This is a genomic window from Stenotrophomonas sp. YJH_SMC_40, assembly GCF_059368615.1.
Genome location: NZ_JCAFRX010000009.1, coordinates 33,836 through 50,526, shown reverse-complemented (window position 1 = coordinate 50,526; position 16,691 = coordinate 33,836). Strand labels below are relative to the sequence as shown.

Sequence of the window (16,691 nt, the reverse complement as noted above, 5' to 3'; positions counted from 1 at the left end):
TTTCGTGAAAAGGAACCTGAGCCTGGCAACCCGGCGTAGTGGTTGCGCGACTGGCCCCCAGCGCCATCCTCACGGCTTCAATACGGGCGCCAGGTAGTAATCGCCGCTGCTGTCCAGCTCGGGATACTCCGGTGACCGCAGCGAGATGAGTCCGGTACGGACGGGGGAGCTGCGCATCAGACCGCCACGCGAAAACACCAGCGCGGTATAGCTGATGACGTACTGCAATCCGTCACCGGCGGTAGTGTCGAACTCCATCTCCAGTTCCTCACCCAGGCGGAGCGGCCTTCGATCCAGCAGATTCCAGTAGACATCGAAAGCCAACAGCACCGAATCGGGAGAGCTGGCATAGGATGCGTACGTTCTTCCCTGGTATTGCAGGTCACCTGCGTACGTCAGACCTGGCACATCCAAGCGCACGAAGACACTGATGGGCCCGCCCGGAAACGCGCACTTCCTCAAGGATGAGCGCCCTCTTTCCTGATCCATGAAGACGCGTGGTTGTACTGGAGCAGCTGCATAGACCGTATCAAGCACAACGTCCGGATAGGCTGTGTAGTGTTCGCATGCCATTGCCGGCCCGGATACCAGTGACAAGCCGGCAAGAACGGATCCAAGCAGTGAGCGAAGACGCGTGTAATGGACGATGGCCAGACGCATTGAATATCCTCATCGAAATTCAGCTCATCGTGCCCACCCTCGTCAACGCAGCCCATCAAATCCGTTGCAGATGTCCGACGTGGTCCTACCAGTAGTCCACGTTGAGCACTGCCTCTCCTTTGATCATGCCTGGAACAAGAGCATCCGCGGTGCGGTAATAGCGAGCGGTGAAAGCATGGTCATGCACTCCCCCCGTGCCGGGATTGAAGTGCCAGGCCCGCCCAAACTGCACCTCGCTGCCGCCACGTAGAAGCTGTACACGGACCCCCTTGGCACCGGAATCCGCTGTAGGGGTCAACAGGCTTCCGGTGTTTCCCCCATCCCCCGCATCCTTCAACATCAGTTCCGCGCGCGGCACGTTGGCTCCGCACTCCATGCGAACCACCACGATCTTGTCTTTCGCCGTATCCCCCGGCGCGATCAACTCCGCGACGCTGACATCCTGTAGCACCTCCGCAACGTCCCGCACAGGGCAGGTTGTCGGAGGAAACTGCATGTCAATACTGATGGGAAGACTTGCATTGATCGTCGAATGGTCAACGGAGGAAAATTCCAGATCCAGCGTGGTATGGAAGTCGCGCATTCTCTCGCCGCGGCTGTACACGTATGCGATCACAATGAAGTTCGTGTTGCCAGGAACACCTGGAAAACGGTTGGGACCAAGTCGCAACGGCCAGTACGAACGGTCTCCATCGCTTGCAACAAATCCCAGCAGCGCCGAATCAGGACCAACTTCGTACAGCGGAAGCCGACCTTGGATGGGATACGCGGTGAAGTCCACATCCGAGACCCAACGCAGTGCCGGGCCCACCAGGGTCATATCCAGAGAGTGCTTACTGGAAACGGGGCAACCGCTGGAACTGATATTGGTTCCGTCGTCCCATATCATGCGGACCGTGTCAGGATGCCCGGGCCTGCTCTTGTTGATGACGATGGGCGCTTGTACGGTGAACGTGCAGCTGCTTGCATGGCCCGCCAGGGCAAGCAGCAAGGAAACTACCATGGCGAGGAAAACCCGACGAAACCATCGGCGCGTGTCAGTAGCAGTGTGCAATTGATCAATCTCCTGCCAGTAGCCCGGCGATCGGCGTTCATAGAAGAAAGCGAAGGGGGTGGTGACGCGCCCATTGCTCTTGGCCCGTCCAGGACCATCGATTGGGCCGTGATTGTCCGCTGGCAACTGCAATGCACTCACCAGTAGTCCACGTTGAGCAAGGCTTCGCCCTTGATCAGGCCGGGCACCAACGATTCATTGGTGCGGATGTAGCGCGCGGTAAAGGCAATCTCATGCGTGCCGCCGGCACCGGGCTCGAAACGCCAAATGCGCCCGAACCTCACTTCACGGCCTGCTTGCAGGAGCTGCACCCGCACGCCTTTCGCATCTGAATCCGGCGTCGGCGTCAGCTGGCTTCCAGAATTTGTCGCGTCGCCAGCATCGGTCAAGGTGATCTGCGCACGCGGTGCGTCCGAGCCGCAGTTCATGCGCACCGCCAGCGGCTTCTCCTTGGCTGTACTGCCCGGACCAGGCAGTTCCGCCAGCTGCACATTCGGGAGCACTTCCGAAACATCCTGCAGGGGACAGGTTACGGCCGGGAATCGGGGCGCCAGGTAGTAGGCTGCGCTGGAGTCCAGGCCCGGATATTCCGGCGATCGCAACGAGATCTGACCGGTGCGGACACTGGACGTGCGCATGCGCCCACCGCGCGAGAAGACCAGCGCTGTGTAATTGATGGTGTGCTGGAGCCCGTCACCGGCGGAAGTCTGGTAATCCATCGCCAGCTCCTCCCCGAGACGAAGCGGCTTTCGCTCAAAGATATTGGAGTAGACATCGAAGGCGAGCAGCGCTGAGTCTGGAGAGGACGCATAGGACGCGTAGGTCCGACCTTCATAGTGAAGCTCCCCGGCATAGACAAGCCCGGGAACATCCAGCCTGACGAGCACTGCAATGGGGCCACCGGGAAACGAGCACTTGCGCAAGGCGGACCGCCCTCGCTCCTGCGCCATGAAAACATATGGCGCAACCGGGGCGGACAGATAGACCGAATCAACTACAACATCCGGATAAGCGGTGTAGTGCTCGCATGCCTGCGCGGCCCCTGTAACCAGCAGGAGTGCCACGAGAAGAATGTACGGTAACGCACAGGGTGGCATGCAGCGGGGAATGGCAGGATGCACAGCGAGTCTCTGACGAATTTCAATTCATCGTCATCGCTTCCACCACACCACGCCATCGAATCTCTTGCAGAACGCCAGGAAAACCGCGGCAAAGATACCGCCTGAATGTGCTGACGCCGCATGGAACCACGACGCTGCCCCCTTTACCAATAGTCGACATTCAGTACCGCTTCGCCCTTGATCTGCCCGGGCTCCAACGCCTCGTTGGTGCGGATGTAGCGCGCAGTGAACGCGATGTCATGCGTGCCACCCACGCCGGGTTCGAAATCCCAGATACGTCCAAAGTTCACTTCACTTCCGCCCTGCAGGAGCTGCACCCGCACGCCTTTCGCATCCGAGTCAGCCGTTGGCGTCAGTTGGCTACCTGAGTTTGTCCGGTCGCCAGCGTCGGTCAAGCTGATCTGCGCACGCGGTGCATCCGTACCGCAGCTCATGCGCACTGCGACGGGCTTCTCCTTGGCGGTACTACCCGGTACGGGCAGTTCCGCCAACTGCACATCCTGGAGCGTCTCCGAGACATCCTGCAGCGGACAGGTCACTGCGGGAAACTGGGGAGCCAGATAGTAGGAGGACGTCAGATCAAGCTCAGGGTGTGCCGGTGATCGCAGCGAGACCTGCCCGGTCCGCACGCTGGACGTGCGCATGCGCCCGCCCCGCGAAAACACCAGCGCCGTGTAGTTGATGGTGTTCTGCAAGCCATCCCCCGCAGCGGTCTCATACGGCAGTTCCAGCTCCTCACCCAAGCGCAGTGGTCTTCGGTCAAAAATGTTCGAGTACGCGTCGAACGCAAGCAATGCAGAATCAGTCCCGGTAGCATAGGAAGCGTAGGCCCGCCCCTGGTACTGAATGTCCCCGACGTAGACCAAGCCAGGAATCTCCAGCCGCACGAAGACCGACACCGTGCCACCGGGCAGTGAGCACTTCTCATATGCGGCCCGACCGCGTTCCTCGGCCATGAATACATTGGCTCCGGACGGCGGGGATGTGTAGACGGTGTCGAGCAGTACATCCGGCTTCGCTGAATACTGCTCGCAGGCCATTGCGGCTCCCGCCGTCACAACGAGCGCCAAGGCAGTGAACAGTTTCGCCGGAATCGATTTGCGCAGCACCATGCCGGTAGATGCAGTGCGAACATGAGCAGACATGCAACATTCTCCGTTATGGACAGTGGCCGCCGCACGTTGCGTGCGCACGGCCATCACTCACTCGTAGTCAGCAGTGACCACGATCTCGGTAGAAACCTCACCCGCGCTCGGCGCTTCGCCGGTGGGCAGGAAATAGGCGGCACGCAGGTCGTAACGCGCGGTGGCGCCAGCCACCGGCACATCGATGCCGGTGTCACCATCCTTCAGATAGTTGCTGCCGGTGGTACCGGACAGCAGCGAGATCGACACGCCTTCGGCGGCATCGCTTACAGCGGTGTTCTTCCAGCGCGTTGCATCGCCGTCGGCGGCGGTACCGGCGAAGGACAGCACGGCCTTGCTTACGCCAACGCAGCCCGCGAATTGCAGCGCCCCGGCCTTGATCTGCGCATCGGCGCCGGGCGTCAGGTCGCTGGCCTTCACCGGGTCCAGGGTGATCGGCGCTGCGGTGAGCGTGCAGGTGCCGGGAAGCACCTTGCCGCTGATGGTGAGGGTGGCGCTATCGGCCAGAGCCAGCGGCGCGGCGGCCAGCAGTGCGGTGCACAGAGTGATGCGGTTGAACAGGTTCATGAAAGAACTCCTTGGGTTGAAAGAATGGAATCAGGACATCAGAACGAGGTGGCTTCGACCGCATCCAGGGCGGCCTGCAGCCCATTACTCGGGGCCGGCAGCGGCGTGCACACCGCCTGGCTCCACGACAGCCCATAGGCATCGGGGGCATCCGGGGTGGTGTATTCCAGGCGGCAGCGATGTGGGCCGTCCGGGTCGACGATCAGCTGGCCCTGTTCGGGTGCGCCACGCAGCTGGATCACACCGCCCTGGCCCACTGCGCCATAGCTGCGGCCGGTCTCATCTTCGATACGCGCGGCAAATGGCAGCGGCTGGCCCAGCGCATCGGTGGCGTCGATGAACAATGTGCGCTCGCGCTTGGCATTGAACGCAACCCGCACGATGCTGCCCGCCGTCGGCGCAATCCGCTGCGAGGTCTGCAGCAGCTCCACATCCATCGGCAGGCCCGACGGGTCCAGTTCGATCTGGTTCCAGCGGTAGGGGCTCACGTGCGGCAGCAGCGCATAGCCGTTGCGACCGATGCGCACGTCGCTGCCGTAGCCGATGCGAGCGCCCTGCGCGCCATCGGCCTGTACCAGCGCGAAGCCATCGCCCACCGGCGCACCGAAGTTGATGCCATCGCGGTGCACCACCACACTGCCGGCCGCGCTGGCGTTGAAGGCGTTGTAATCACCCGACCGGCTGTAGCCGGCGGTGACCGTGCCATGCCCACCGCGATAGGACGCGTAGGCATTGGCGCTGCCCGCCCCGTCACTGGAATCGCTGGCAGACAGGCTGTAACTCAGCTGCTGATCAGCACCCAGCGTTCCGTTCAGGCCCAGCTGGCCCTGATCACCGCGTGCCGAATGGGCCACCTGGGTGCTCAAGCGCGGCGCACGCGGGGCCGAGCCCAACGGAATGCTGAAGGTCGCCGCATAGCGGGTGTCCTGGCGGCCATCGCCCATCTGCAGGCGCATGGCAGACAGGCTCAGATTGGCGCGGCCCATGCTGGTCTGGAAGCGCAGCTGCAGATCGTTGTGCTGCTGCGCGCTGTCCCAATAGCGCACCTGTCCGCCATTGAGCGAGAGCGTGCTGCGCTCGCCAATACGCTGCGAGAAGTTCACCTGGAAGCGCTGGCGCGCACGGCCACTGACGCCCCACTCGTCGTTGTACGCCTGGGCGAAATCATTCAGGGAGAGATAGCCGCGCGTGCTGTAACGCAGCGCTGCCAAGCCGAAGTTGGTACCCGTTGCGGTGATGTAGCGCTGGTAGTTCAGCCGGAAGCTGTTGCCGGTCACCTGTTCGCCATTGGCCAGGCGTGCGCGCGAATGGGTAACGTCGGCACCGAACGCACCGAGCGGTGTATTGATTGCACCGCCGAACAGTGCGGACTGGAAGTCTTCGGCAATCTGCACCCCGCCCAGCGCGGTGAAATGGTTGCTGATGCCACGTGCGTAGGTGCCTTCGGCAAAGCGCAGTGCTTCACGCACACCGCGTGCATCGCGAAGTTCACCGGCGGTGACGCTGAAGCGGCTGGCGCCCGGCCGCAGCGCCTGCGGCACTGCGGAGAAGTTGACAGTGAACTGCTGCTGGCGGCCATCGGCTTCAGTGACGGTGACGTCCAGGTCGCCACCGAAGTTGGTCGGGTACAGATCTTCGATGGAGAACGGCCCCGGCGCCACGCTTACTTCGTGGATGACGTGGCCATTCTGGCGGATGCTCACCACTGCGTTGGTTTCGGCAACGCCCTGCACCACCGGCGCGAAGCCGCGCAGCGAGTCCGGCAGCATGCGCTCATCGCTGGCCACCCGCACACCGGTGAATGACAGCGACTCGAACAGTTCGCCACCGGTCGTGCCCTGCCCCAACAGCAGCTGGGCATTCCATGCCGGAAGATCGCGCTGCAGCGTGCTGCTGATCACATCATGACGCGAGCCATGGCTGCCCTGGCTGAAGGACGAACGGTGACGCAGCCGCCACGCGCCCAGGTTCACGCCCGTGTTCAGCCCCAGATAGGTCGCCTGCTGGCCCTGGTTGCGGCTGTGGTTGATGTTGTAATCGAAGAAGGCTGCCGTGACGCCGTGGTCGCGCTGTGCAGGTGCCACGTAGCCGCGCGCATCGCGCGCCTGCGCAGCCTGCGGCACGTTCACTAGAAGCTGCAGATTGCTTTCATCGAACTCGACCGTGGCACCGTCGATCAGGCTGGGAAGTGCGACGCAGCCTTCATCATCCTGGTCCAGCTCGGCCAGGAACATCTCCTTCAGCGGCAACTGGCGTACCAGCCCGGCCGGCAGGCACGGGGTTGCCCCCAGAGGTGCCGGCGCCGCCACGAAGGTGATGTCGCGCTTGTCGTGGAACTGGCCATTGACCACCACGTCCAGGGGATACACGCCCGGCTCCATGGGATTGCCCTGCGCATAGCGCTGCATGTCGATGGCCCGGCCACCAATCAGGAAGCCCTCGCTGAACTGCAGGGACTCATCGCCATGGGCACTGGCATGACCGGCAATCGCCATTGCCACGGCGGCGGCAATCGCCAGCCCCAGTGGACGGCTGGCAAAACGATGCGGCGTGCGGAGATGAAGGAGGCGCATGTGCATGGTTAGCGTCACTCGATGAGGCCGAAGGCGACATCGCTCGTAGTCGAAGTGGGCCGAAGCGTAGACAGCGTGCGACCGGCTTCCCATGCAATTTGTTGCAAAGCGACAACGCGCCACGAAACCACGCGGTTTCCAGCCAAGCCACTGTTTCGGCGCAATTCAGGCTTGTTTTCAACAAATGACAGCAGTCAATCGAATGCATTGCAGATGCACCGAACGCCGCATGCGACAGCTTGTCGCAGCCGGAAATGACGCTTCTTAACCGGACGCTGTACCGCAAGCACGGACTCAACTGCCCTGCAAGCACCTTGCAACTAATTGCATATCCACGTGCCGCCCGGCTGGGAACACTGTGCGCATCCGCTGGCTCGTCCAATGCGGATTCCCCTGATTCCCTACCAAGGACACTCCCATGTCGAACCGATTGAACCTGATTGCCGCCGGCGCGCTCGCGCTGGCCCTGTCTCCCGCCGCATTCGCCGAGAAGCTGGAAATCACCGGCGAGCTGATGACCAGCACGTGCTCGGTGGATGCCACCGGCGGCACCATCACCGTGCCGATGGGCAAGGTGGACGTCGCGTGGGTGAATGAAGCCGAGCGTGCCGGCATGAAGAACTTCAGCATCCTGCTGGACTGCACCGGCTCCGGCGCTGCGCAGGATGTAGGTGTGCGCTTTGGCGGCACGCCCGACGGCAGCACCGGCAACCTGGCGCTGACGGCTGCCTCTACGGCCACAAACGTGGGTGTTGCGCTGTACGACGCTTCAGGCAACCACCAGAAGCTGGGCGAGGACCCGCTGCAGTGGGTGAACATCCCGGCTGCCGGCAAGGGCCAACTGGACTACAGCGCCTGGTATTCCTCGCCTGGCAAGAACGCCACGGCCGGCACGGCCAACGCCTCGGGCGATTTCGTCGTGCTTTACAAGTAACGCACACCCGTGCGCGCCACCCCCGTGGTGGCGCGCCTTATTGGAGGACGACCTGATGAAGATCCGTGCAATGACGTGGATGACCGCGCTGCTCGCTGGCGCCCTGGCGCTGCCGGCATCGGCAGCGGTGACGCTGCAGGGCACGCGCATCGTGCATGACGCGGCCCAGGGCCGCGATGTAACCGTGAAGGCCACCAACGGTGGCGACAAGGCCGCCATGGTGCAGGTCTGGATTGACGATGGCGACAGCCATGCACGCCCCGAGAACGTGCGCACGCCCTTCCGCCTGACGCCGGCCGACCCGCGCCTGCTGCAGGCCCACCAGGGGCAGGCGTACCGCATTACTTACGCGCCGCGCCCGTCGGAGACACCGCTGCCGACGGATCGTGAATCGCTGTTCTACTTCAACCTGCTGGACATTCCGCCCAAACCCACCGATGCCGCCGGCAAGAACCTGCTGCAGTTCGCCGTGCGCACGCGGGTGAAGCTGTTCCACCGCCCGGCCGGCCTGCCCGGCAAGCCGCGTGATGCGGCCGGGCAACTGCAATGGCGTGCGCAGGCCGGTGCCCTGCTGGTGAGCAACCCCAGCGCCTACCACGTGACTGTAAGCACGCTGACCCTGCCTGACGGCCGCAAGGTAGAAGCAGAGATGATCGCACCGGGCGCACAGGTACGTCTGCCGCTTCCGAGTGGCGCGGCGATGCCCGCGACGGTGACGTTCCAGTGGCTGGACGATTACGGCACGCCGCGTGATGCCGAGGCGAAGATCTCCTCTTGAGCGCAGCCTGACGCGCGAGCCGTCTTCTGTAGAGCCGAGCCCATGCTCGGCTGCTGTGCGGCCAGATCGGGCCGAACCCCGTGCATTGCGCTATGAACCGAGCATGGGCTCGGCTCTACATGCTTTGTCGTAATTGACGCGCTCCCGTGCGCGCGGGCCATCTGCAACGCTTTCGAACTTTCCAACAATTCTCATTGGCAGCAAGGGCGCTGCATGCAAATGATGGACCGCCACCGACAACGGGTGGCACGGGCTTCCAATCCCGTTAGGTTGATGTGTTGGTTACGCTTGCCTGCCGGCGTCGCTCTTTCCTTGTTGGGTGGCGTCGGCAGGCATTCTGTCCGCGCTTACATGGCGGGCGGTGCGTGGGGGCCTTGTGCCCGCCGGCGCTTCTACATCGACCTCCGGTATTGGAACCATGCACCGTCCGCCACCCTCGCTGTTAAGCGGGGTGGCCCCTTGTTTCCTGCACAAGGATGCCGCCATGACTGCTGCGCACTACCCTTACCTGTTCGCCACCCTCGGTGAAGCTGCCAACCAGCTGCCCGAGACCATCGCCCGCGCACTGGAAACCACGCTCAGTGCCACGCACGGCAGCACTGCGCCCGCCAGCAACACCTTGCTGGCGTGCCTGCAGCGCATCCGCCATGTGGAAGCCGCCGATGGCCAGCCGTGGCCCGACAGGGGCCGTACGTCGGGACGATGCATGGCTATGGCACGAGCGGACCGGGCCAATGCCGGCCTGACGTTGCTGCTGGAACTGCTGCATGCCACCGAACGCGTGCGCGTGGACGGCGATGATGATCAGCAGGTAGGCGACGACGTGCGCGAAGGGCTGCTGCTGGCCTGCCGTGGGCTGGCCGAGTATGTGGATGTGCAGTTGCACGCGACTTGAGCAGCGCGCGTTCTGAACTGCAGAAAGGCGCTCAGTTCCAAACTGCGCGGCTCGCGATTACAACAGATCTGATGGCCCACCGTCACGCTGGCACGGATAGTTCGCACTTCTTTTCAGGGAGTGTACCGATGCACAAGATGATGGTTCCGCTGAAGCGCTATACGCAGTTCAGTGGGCGCGCCAGCCGTAGTGAGTACTGGTGGTTCCAGTTGTTCATGATGATATTCACCATTCCGTTGAACGTGCTGGGTTTCATCGCCGGGTACATCAACTCCACATCGCTGGCGCTGGTTTCGTCCGGGCTGATGCTGGTGGTATGGCTGGCACTGGCGCTGCCGCTGATCGCGGTGACCATTCGCCGGCTGCACGATACCGATCGTTCGGGCTGGTGGTTGCTGCTGGGGCTCGTGCCGATTGCCGGCCTGGCCGTGCTGGTGTTCATGCTGCTGCCCAGCACGCCGGGCGACAACCGCTTCGGCGCGCCAGTTCCGCACGTGTAGCCTCCCCGCTTGGGTAGGTGTCGACCTTGGTCGACACGGTGTTGCCACGGGCGGCTCGCACATTCGCTTTGGTAGGTGTCGACCTTGGTCGACGCGGTGCTGCCACGGGCAGCTGACACGTTCGTGCCAACCAAGGTTGGCACCTACCAGAGCAATGCCGATGTGCCTCCACGGCCGTGTGTGCACGGGCGGCTGATACGTTCGTGCCAACCAAGGTTGGCACCTACCAGAGCAATGCCGAGGTGTCTCCGTCTGGGTAGGTGTCGACCTTGGTCGACACGGTTTCGTGCCAACCAAGATTGGCACCCACCAGCACAGTACCGCTGCGGCTACGCGAAGTGCTGGTAACCGCCGTCGGCGGCTTCGCCATCTACGTGTACGCCCTGTCCATTGGCAACGCGGCCGATGCGGGTGAGCGGCACGTCCAGCGATTCGGCCAGGTAGTGCAGCGCGTCGCGCTGGTCGGCGGCGGCGGTGAAGCACAGTTCGTAATCGTCGCCACCACGCAGTGCGCAGTCGCGTGCACCGTCGCGGCCGAGCAGCTCACGCAGCGCGTGCGAGATCGGCAGCGAATCGGCATCCACATGCGCGGCCACGTTGCTGCGTGTGGCGATATGGCCCAGATCGGCCAGCAGGCCATCGGACACATCCACCGCCGCATGCGCGAAGGCACGCAGGCGCAGGCCCAGGGTCACGCGTGGCGTCGGCCGCAGCAGACGCAGGCGCAGGCTTTCGTAGTCGGCCAGCAGCGTGGCGGTGGTTACGCTCAGTGCCCCCTGCTGCCACAGACGCAACGCGCCGGCGGCATCGCCCAGCGTGCCGCTGACCCAGAGATCGTCACCCACCTGCGCGCGATCGCGGCGCAGGGCTTGGCCACGCCCGACCTGGCCCATCGCGGTCACCGACAGCGACAGCGGGCCACGCGTGGTGTCGCCACCGATCAGCGCGATGTCATGCTGGTCGGCCAGTGCGAAGAAACCATCGGCGAAGGCGTCGATCCAGTCTTCAGAGGCTTCCGGCAGCGACAACGCCAGCGTGCACCACGCCGGGCGCGCGCCCATCGCTGCGAGGTCCGACAGGTTGACCGCCAAAGTCTTCCAGCCAATGTCGAAGGCCGGTGTTTCCATCGGGAAGTGCACGCCGCTGTTGAGCGTGTCGGCGGTGACCACCAGCTGTTCGTTGGCGCGCGGCTGCAGCAGCGCGGCGTCGTCACCGATGCCGAGCAGGATGTCGTCGCGCTCGAGGGTACGGGCGCGGATGCGGTCGATGAGGGCGAATTCGGCCAGGGACATGGGGCGTTCCGGCGGGTTGCATGGATGGGCGGCGGGCGCGGATGCCGACCAGGTGAACCGGCTGGGGGGTAGAGTCGACTGTCAGTCGACTGCTCTCCGGTCCGACACTACGACTGCTGATCGAAAGGCAGTCGACTGACAGTCGACTCTACCGAAGCAGATTCCCGCGCCGTTCAATGAACGATGCGGGACGCAGGGGGTCAGTGACCCGATTCGACCTTGCGCCATTCCACGGCGGCACGATCCAGCACGCCGTTGACGTAGGTGTGGCCGTGCTCGGAACCGAAGCGCTTGGCCGATTCGATGGCTTCGTTGATCACCACGCGGTACGGCACGTCCAGGCGGTAGCGCAGCTCGTAGGCGGCCAGGCGCAGCACCGCGCGTTCGATCGCGTCCACTTCTTCGATGCCACGGTCCAGGTACGGGCCGAGCGCTTCGTCGATGTCGCGGCGGTTGTCGAGCACGCCGTGCAGCAGCGCCTCGAAGTACGCCAGGTCGGCGATTTCGCGGGCCTGCTCGTGGGCGAACTGGGCGATCAGCGACTGTGCGTTGCCGCCGGAGATCTGCCAGGCATAGATGGCCTGCACGGCACGACGGCGGGCGCGCGAGCGCAGCACCGGATCGACGCCATCGCGGCGGACGGGTTTACCGGAGGGCTTGCCCTGGGTGTTCTTGTTCATGGCAGCTGCTCCAGAAGATTGACCATTTCCAATGCGGCGAGTGCGACTTCCTCGCCCTTGTTGCCGTGGCTGCCGCCTGCGCGGGCCTCGGCGTCTTCAACGCGTTCCACCGCCAGCACGCCGTTCAGCACCGGCACGCCGAAATCCAGCTGCACGCGCATCAGGCCTTCGGCACAGCGGTCGGCCACGTGCTCGTAATGACGGGTATCGCCACGGATCACGCAGCCCAGGGTGAGGATGGCGGCGTGTTCGTGGGCGGCGGCCAGGCGTGCGGCCACCAGCGGCAGTTCCCAGGCTCCCGGCACGCGGATCACGTCGATGTTGGCTTCGGTGATGCCGTTGCCGGCCAGGCTCAGGCGGGCGCCAGCGACCAGCGCGTCGGTGATGCGGGCATTCCAGCGGCTGGCCAGGATGGCGAAGCGCGCCGATTCGGGAGTGCGAAGATCGCCTTCGAAGTGGCTCATATGCGGCTTGGGGGACTCGATAAGGGGGTAATTCTAGCGTGGATGGGCCCCGGCCGTGGCTGGCGGGGGCGCAAGGGCGTGCCGACCAACGGTCGGCACCCACCGATGGCAGGGGTCGGCACCCACCGGTAGTGCCGGGCGCTGGCCGGCAAGCCCGGGGATGCGGTTGCCGGCCAGCGGCCGGCACTACCCATTACAGGGTGACCGTCTCCACCACTTCCAGGCCGTACCCGGCCAGGCCGATCTGGCGGCGCGGGGTGCCCAGCACGCGCAGCTTGCCCAGGCCCAGGTCGGACAGGATCTGCGCGCCGGCACCATTGCGGCGCCACTGGCTCACGTCCTTGTCCTTGCCCGGTACCACCGGCGCCGGCTGCTGGCGCAGGCGGGCCAGCAGGGCTTCACCGTCGCGCGGGGCCTGCAGCACCACCATCACACCGGCGCCTTCAGCATCGATCGCGCGCAGGGCATCGGTGGCAGCCACGCCGAAGTCGTCACGGCGCCAGTGCAGCAGGTCGGCCAGCGGATTCTCCACCTGCACGCGCACCAGGGTCGGGGTTTCCGCATCCGGCGTGCCACGAACCAGCGCGAAATGCAGGTCGTGGGCGATGCGGTCGCGGTAGGTCACCAGCTTGAACGGGCCGAACTCGGTGTCGATCTCGCGCTCGTCCACGCGTTCAACGGTCTTTTCGGTGGCCAGGCGGTAGGCGATCAGGTCGGCGATGGAGCCCATCTTCAGGCCATGCTCGCGGGCGAACACTTCCAGCTCCGGGCGGCGCGCCATGCTGCCATCCGGGTTCAGGATCTCCACCAGCACGCCGGCCGGTTCCAGCCCGGCCAGCATGGCCATGTCCACGGCGGCTTCGGTGTGGCCGGCGCGGGTCAGCACGCCACCCGGCTGGGCGATCAGCGGGAAGATGTGGCCCGGCTGGTGCAGGTCCGACGGCTTGGCGTTGGGCTTCACCGCGGTGCGGATGGTATGCGCGCGGTCATGCGCCGAAATGCCGGTGGTGACGCCCTCGGCGGCCTCGATGCTGACCGTGAAGTTGGTCTGGAACTGGGCGGTATTGGCCTGCACCATCGGCGCCAGGCCGAGATCGGCGGCGCGGGTACGGTTCAGCGGCAGGCACACCAGGCCGCGGCCATGGGTGACCATGAAATTGATGTCGCTGGCCTTGACCAGCTCGGCGGCCATGATCAGGTCGCCTTCGTTCTCGCGGTCTTCGTCATCGACGATGACGACCATGCGGCCCAGGCGGATGTCTTCCAGGATGTCCGGAATCGGGGCGAAATTCATGCGACATCTCCCTGTGGGTGCTGACCGTTGGTCGGCACACTGATCAGCCGCTCCACATAACGGGCGACCAGATCGATTTCAAGATTGACCGCGCTGCCCACGCCTGCGGCGGAGAAGGCGGTGTTGGCCACCGTGTGCGGGATCAGGGCGACTTCAAAACCTTCATCGTCCACTTCGTTGACGGTGAGGCTGACGCCGTCCACGCAGATCGAGCCCTTCTTGGCGATGTAGCGGCGCAGCGAGGCCGGCGCGGCGAAACGCCAGCGCTGGGCACGCGCGTCTTCGTGGATGGACAGTACCTGGCCGAGGCCGTCGACGTGGCCGCTGACCAGATGGCCGCCAAGGCGGTCGGTCGGGCGCATGGCGCGCTCCAGGTTGATGGCCGCCCCTTCGCCCAGCTGGCCCAGCGTGGTCAGGCCCAGGGTCTCGGTGGAGGCATCGGCCTGGAAGCTGCTGGTGTCGAATGCGATGACGGTGAGGCAGACGCCGTTGATGGCAATGCTCTCGCCCATCTGCACGTTGTCGAACGGCAGATTCCCGACATTGAAGGTGAAGCGGACATCGCCGCCGATGGATTCGCGTGCGGCCAGACGGCCGACGCCTTCGATGATTCCAGTAAACAAGTAACGTTCTCCGCGAAAAGTGAGCGAAAAACGCCGCAAGGCAAACAGGCGCACGCAGGGCATGAGCCCTGTGGCACCGTCTTCTTTCATCCGGACTATGACCGTCGGCTCCGGCATTGGACCGGATCTGCTGACCCCCGGCCGTGGGCCGGGGCGCTCGCGGGCTCGTGCTTGCGCACCTACCGCCGGTGGGGAATTGCACCCCGCCCTGAAGACGTTTGTGTACCGGCGAACCGGCGTGGCTAGTGTACCAGCCCGGGCTGAACGGGGTCGGATGCCACAGCTGTGACGGCCGTCGCTCGCAATTTGTAAAACTTTCATTAAAATTCTGCCCCGGACGACATGAGGTCGCCACGGGCTGCCCGGAGGGCCGGCCCGCCAATGGACTGAAATTCACAGGAATTCCCATGCGCAAGATCCTGATCGTGGCCGCCCTGCTGGCCGCCGCCCCGTTCTCGGCTTCGGCCGACGCCCTGAGCTACACCTACGTTGAAGGCGGCTGGACGCAGGTCAAGACCAACGACGACCTGCTGGATGACCCGAAGGTCGACGGCGGCTATCTGCGTGGCTCGGTCGCCCTGTCCGAACAGGTCCATGTGTTCGGTGGCTGGACCTACGCCAGCAAGTCGTACAACTACGACTACGGCTCCTACAAGCTGAAGCTGAACCAGCCGGAGCTGGGCATCGGCTACCACATGCCGTGGACCGACCGCGTCGACTTCACCGCTGACGCCGCCTGGGTCCGCCAGCAGGCCGAAATCACCGTCAACTCCGATTTCTACGGCCGCCTGCGCAACAAGGACCACACCAACCTGGGCCGCGTCACCGTGGGCCTGCGTGGCAAGCCGTCGCGCATGACCGAAGCCTGGGTCAAGACCGGCTACATGGACGGTGGCAACAACTTCAAGGGCACCTGGGTCGGCACCCTGGGTGGCCAGATCAACTTCACCAAGACCTGGGGTCTGGTGGGCGAGATCTCCGGCTACCGCGATGTCACCCAGTACTCGGCCGGCGTCCGCGCCAGCTTCTGATCCAACGATCGCTCCTCGTCGTGCGATCGAACGGGCCCCGCAAGGGGCCCGTTTTTTTTGTCCACTGCACACCGTCACCTGGCTGCATCGCGCCATCGAAAGTGTGGGCAGATGCGCTAGGCTTGCGCGCCTCTGGAACAGGAAAACACCGTCATGAAGACCCCCACCCGTACCCTTCTGGCCAGCGTGCTGCTGTGCGCCCCGCTGATTGCCAGCGCGGCACCGGCCCAACTGACGCCCGAGCAGGCCTTCGACCTGTATGCACGCGTGCTGCTGGAAGACGACGCGGCCGCCACGCGCACGCTCAACGACGCACTGAAGCCGGCGTTCGAGGGCCAGGATGCCGTGACCCCCAACCCGGGTGCGCTGGCCAAGGCCTTGGCCGAACCCTGGCAGACCGTACTGGCCAGCACCGGCGCCAAGGTCGACGCTGCGGGCACCGAAGCGCTGTATGCCAAGGCGCTGCGTGATTCGAAGTGCCGCGCGACCAAGAGCGTGATCGAAGACAACGAATACGTTGAAGACCAGAAGCTGGCGCGGATCACCTACAGCTGCCAGCTGCCCGACCTGGGCAAGGTGCGCCCGCTGTTCGCTGCCAGCCTGGCCGACAATGCCAGCCCGGCCGCGCGCAAGCAGTTCACCGATGCCTATACCCAGGCACTGCAGAGTGGCGCGCGCGTGCCGGTCAGCAGCACCTTCACCCTGTACCCGGCCAAGGACAACGGCTACTGGTACAGCGGCAACTTCGATGACCTGGTGGGCACCGTAGCCGGTGCACTGGCACCGTTCGAGGACTGGATGCAGGACGCGCAGGCAGCCAACGCGCCGAAAGTGACCGGCGTACCAGGCTGCGACCTGCTGCTGCAGCAGCACCGCGCCTGCGTGGCGAAGATCGCACCCGACCAGATCAGCGGCGTGGACGCGATGGCCGAGGAACTGAAGGCCAAGGCGCAGGTGAAGTCGACCGATGAGATGACGCAGGAGTGCAAGGCACTGCGCCCGATCGCCGAGATGATGTGGACCGACGAATGCGCGTGAGCCGGTAAGCTGTAGCGCCGGGTCATGCCCGGCGACACCAGG

At 64.4% G+C, this 16,691-nt stretch carries 17 protein-coding genes and 1 riboswitch; of the genes, 6 read left to right on the top strand and 11 right to left on the bottom strand.

What is annotated here, in order from left to right; all coding sequences use genetic code 11:
- Nucleotides 1–69 precede the first annotated feature (69 nt).
- From AC5P6X_RS16920 to AC5P6X_RS16895, 6 genes are all read right to left on the bottom strand, one after another.
- The gene (locus AC5P6X_RS16920) at nt 70–660 is read right to left on the bottom strand and encodes a hypothetical protein (RefSeq protein ID WP_088436081.1); all 591 of its coding nucleotides are present in this window, start codon (nt 658–660) and stop codon (nt 70–72) included.
- Nucleotides 661–745: 85 nt separating this feature from the next.
- The gene (locus AC5P6X_RS16915) at nt 746–1,855 is read right to left on the bottom strand and encodes a fimbrial protein (protein WP_234411770.1); all 1,110 of its coding nucleotides are present in this window, start codon (nt 1,853–1,855) and stop codon (nt 746–748) included.
- The gene (locus AC5P6X_RS16910; protein ID WP_234411771.1) at nt 1,852–2,778 is read right to left on the bottom strand and encodes a fimbrial protein; all 927 of its coding nucleotides are present in this window, start codon (nt 2,776–2,778) and stop codon (nt 1,852–1,854) included. Before AC5P6X_RS16910 ends, AC5P6X_RS16915 begins: the two co-directional genes overlap by 4 nt.
- 200 nt (nt 2,779–2,978) lie before the next feature.
- A complete protein-coding gene (locus AC5P6X_RS16905) occupies nt 2,979–3,980 on the bottom strand; it encodes a fimbrial protein (RefSeq protein WP_108270238.1) in 1,002 nt (333 codons plus the stop codon).
- Nucleotides 3,981–4,037: 57 nt separating this feature from the next.
- Nucleotides 4,038–4,547 (bottom strand): fimbrial protein, encoded by a 510-nt coding sequence (locus AC5P6X_RS16900; protein ID WP_099605830.1) that lies wholly within the window; start codon nt 4,545–4,547, stop codon nt 4,038–4,040.
- Between the two features lie 38 nt (nt 4,548–4,585).
- The gene (locus AC5P6X_RS16895; RefSeq protein ID WP_171039720.1) at nt 4,586–7,120 is read right to left on the bottom strand and encodes a fimbria/pilus outer membrane usher protein; all 2,535 of its coding nucleotides are present in this window, start codon (nt 7,118–7,120) and stop codon (nt 4,586–4,588) included.
- Nucleotides 7,121–7,538: 418 nt separating this feature from the next.
- Here AC5P6X_RS16895 and AC5P6X_RS16890 point away from each other — a divergent pair, with 418 nt between their 5' ends.
- The 4 genes from AC5P6X_RS16890 to AC5P6X_RS16875 all read left to right on the top strand — a co-directional run bounded on the left by AC5P6X_RS16890 (nt 7,539) and on the right by AC5P6X_RS16875 (nt 10,227).
- Complete coding sequence (locus AC5P6X_RS16890) at nt 7,539–8,054, top strand: fimbrial protein (protein ID WP_049451400.1); 516 nt, start codon at nt 7,539–7,541, stop codon at nt 8,052–8,054.
- Between the two features lie 55 nt (nt 8,055–8,109).
- Nucleotides 8,110–8,832, top strand: coding sequence for a fimbrial biogenesis chaperone (locus AC5P6X_RS16885; RefSeq protein WP_199174655.1), 723 nt, complete (start codon nt 8,110–8,112; stop codon nt 8,830–8,832).
- A gap of 484 nt (nt 8,833–9,316) precedes the next feature.
- Nucleotides 9,317–9,727: a hypothetical protein gene (locus AC5P6X_RS16880; protein ID WP_099605828.1), complete on the top strand. Its 411-nt coding sequence runs from the start codon at nt 9,317–9,319 to the stop codon at nt 9,725–9,727.
- A 128-nt stretch (nt 9,728–9,855) separates the two neighbouring features.
- A complete protein-coding gene (locus AC5P6X_RS16875; protein ID WP_088436084.1) occupies nt 9,856–10,227 on the top strand; it encodes a DUF805 domain-containing protein in 372 nt (123 codons plus the stop codon).
- Nucleotides 10,228–10,556: 329 nt separating this feature from the next.
- Here AC5P6X_RS16875 and thiL read toward each other — a convergent pair whose 3' ends face one another.
- The 5 genes from thiL to AC5P6X_RS16850 form a co-directional block, all read right to left on the bottom strand.
- A complete protein-coding gene (thiL, locus tag AC5P6X_RS16870) occupies nt 10,557–11,519 on the bottom strand; it encodes a thiamine-phosphate kinase (RefSeq protein ID WP_099605827.1) in 963 nt (320 codons plus the stop codon).
- 200 nt (nt 11,520–11,719) lie between these two features.
- Nucleotides 11,720–12,199, bottom strand: coding sequence for a transcription antitermination factor NusB (nusB, locus tag AC5P6X_RS16865; RefSeq protein WP_005408062.1), 480 nt, complete (start codon nt 12,197–12,199; stop codon nt 11,720–11,722).
- Nucleotides 12,196–12,663: a 6,7-dimethyl-8-ribityllumazine synthase gene (ribH, locus tag AC5P6X_RS16860; protein ID WP_099605826.1), complete on the bottom strand. Its 468-nt coding sequence runs from the start codon at nt 12,661–12,663 to the stop codon at nt 12,196–12,198. Before ribH ends, nusB begins: the two co-directional genes overlap by 4 nt.
- Before the next feature lie 193 nt (nt 12,664–12,856).
- The gene (gene ribB, locus AC5P6X_RS16855) at nt 12,857–13,957 is read right to left on the bottom strand and encodes a 3,4-dihydroxy-2-butanone-4-phosphate synthase (RefSeq protein WP_005408060.1); all 1,101 of its coding nucleotides are present in this window, start codon (nt 13,955–13,957) and stop codon (nt 12,857–12,859) included.
- On the bottom strand, nt 13,954–14,580 hold the full coding sequence (locus tag AC5P6X_RS16850) for a riboflavin synthase (protein WP_099605847.1): 627 nt from the start codon (nt 14,578–14,580) through the stop codon (nt 13,954–13,956). Before AC5P6X_RS16850 ends, ribB begins: the two co-directional genes overlap by 4 nt.
- 74 nt (nt 14,581–14,654) lie before the next feature.
- A riboswitch (FMN riboswitch) is annotated at nt 14,655–14,800 on the bottom strand.
- A 187-nt stretch (nt 14,801–14,987) separates the two neighbouring features.
- Between AC5P6X_RS16850 and AC5P6X_RS16845 the strand changes: the two genes are divergently transcribed.
- Both AC5P6X_RS16845 and AC5P6X_RS16840 read left to right on the top strand, forming a co-directional pair.
- Nucleotides 14,988–15,611, top strand: coding sequence for a hypothetical protein (locus AC5P6X_RS16845; protein WP_049445008.1), 624 nt, complete (start codon nt 14,988–14,990; stop codon nt 15,609–15,611).
- 153 nt (nt 15,612–15,764) lie between these two features.
- Nucleotides 15,765–16,649 carry a hypothetical protein gene (locus AC5P6X_RS16840; RefSeq protein WP_049451394.1) on the top strand — a complete coding sequence of 295 codons (885 nt, stop codon included), beginning with the start codon at nt 15,765–15,767 and terminating at the stop codon, nt 16,647–16,649.
- Nucleotides 16,650–16,691 lie beyond the last annotated feature (42 nt).

Bases quoted from the DNA above. Each gene is read 5' to 3' on its own strand.
- AC5P6X_RS16920 (WP_088436081.1), bottom strand. From the start codon at position 660: ATGCGTCTGGCCATCGTCCATTACACGCGTCTTCGCTCACTGCTTGGA.
- AC5P6X_RS16905 (WP_108270238.1), bottom strand. From the start codon at position 3,980: ATGTCTGCTCATGTTCGCACTGCATCTACCGGCATGGTGCTGCGCAAA.
- AC5P6X_RS16900 (WP_099605830.1), bottom strand. From the start codon at position 4,547: ATGAACCTGTTCAACCGCATCACTCTGTGCACCGCACTGCTGGCCGCC.
- AC5P6X_RS16895 (WP_171039720.1), bottom strand. From the start codon at position 7,120: ATGCGCCTCCTTCATCTCCGCACGCCGCATCGTTTTGCCAGCCGTCCA.
- AC5P6X_RS16890 (WP_049451400.1), top strand. From the start codon at position 7,539: ATGTCGAACCGATTGAACCTGATTGCCGCCGGCGCGCTCGCGCTGGCC.
- AC5P6X_RS16885 (WP_199174655.1), top strand. From the start codon at position 8,110: ATGAAGATCCGTGCAATGACGTGGATGACCGCGCTGCTCGCTGGCGCC.
- AC5P6X_RS16880 (WP_099605828.1), top strand. From the start codon at position 9,317: ATGACTGCTGCGCACTACCCTTACCTGTTCGCCACCCTCGGTGAAGCT.
- AC5P6X_RS16875 (WP_088436084.1), top strand. From the start codon at position 9,856: ATGCACAAGATGATGGTTCCGCTGAAGCGCTATACGCAGTTCAGTGGG.
- thiL (WP_099605827.1), bottom strand. From the start codon at position 11,519: ATGTCCCTGGCCGAATTCGCCCTCATCGACCGCATCCGCGCCCGTACC.
- nusB (WP_005408062.1), bottom strand. From the start codon at position 12,199: ATGAACAAGAACACCCAGGGCAAGCCCTCCGGTAAACCCGTCCGCCGC.
- ribH (WP_099605826.1), bottom strand. From the start codon at position 12,663: ATGAGCCACTTCGAAGGCGATCTTCGCACTCCCGAATCGGCGCGCTTC.
- ribB (WP_005408060.1), bottom strand. From the start codon at position 13,957: ATGAATTTCGCCCCGATTCCGGACATCCTGGAAGACATCCGCCTGGGC.
- AC5P6X_RS16845 (WP_049445008.1), top strand. From the start codon at position 14,988: ATGCGCAAGATCCTGATCGTGGCCGCCCTGCTGGCCGCCGCCCCGTTC.
- AC5P6X_RS16840 (WP_049451394.1), top strand. From the start codon at position 15,765: ATGAAGACCCCCACCCGTACCCTTCTGGCCAGCGTGCTGCTGTGCGCC.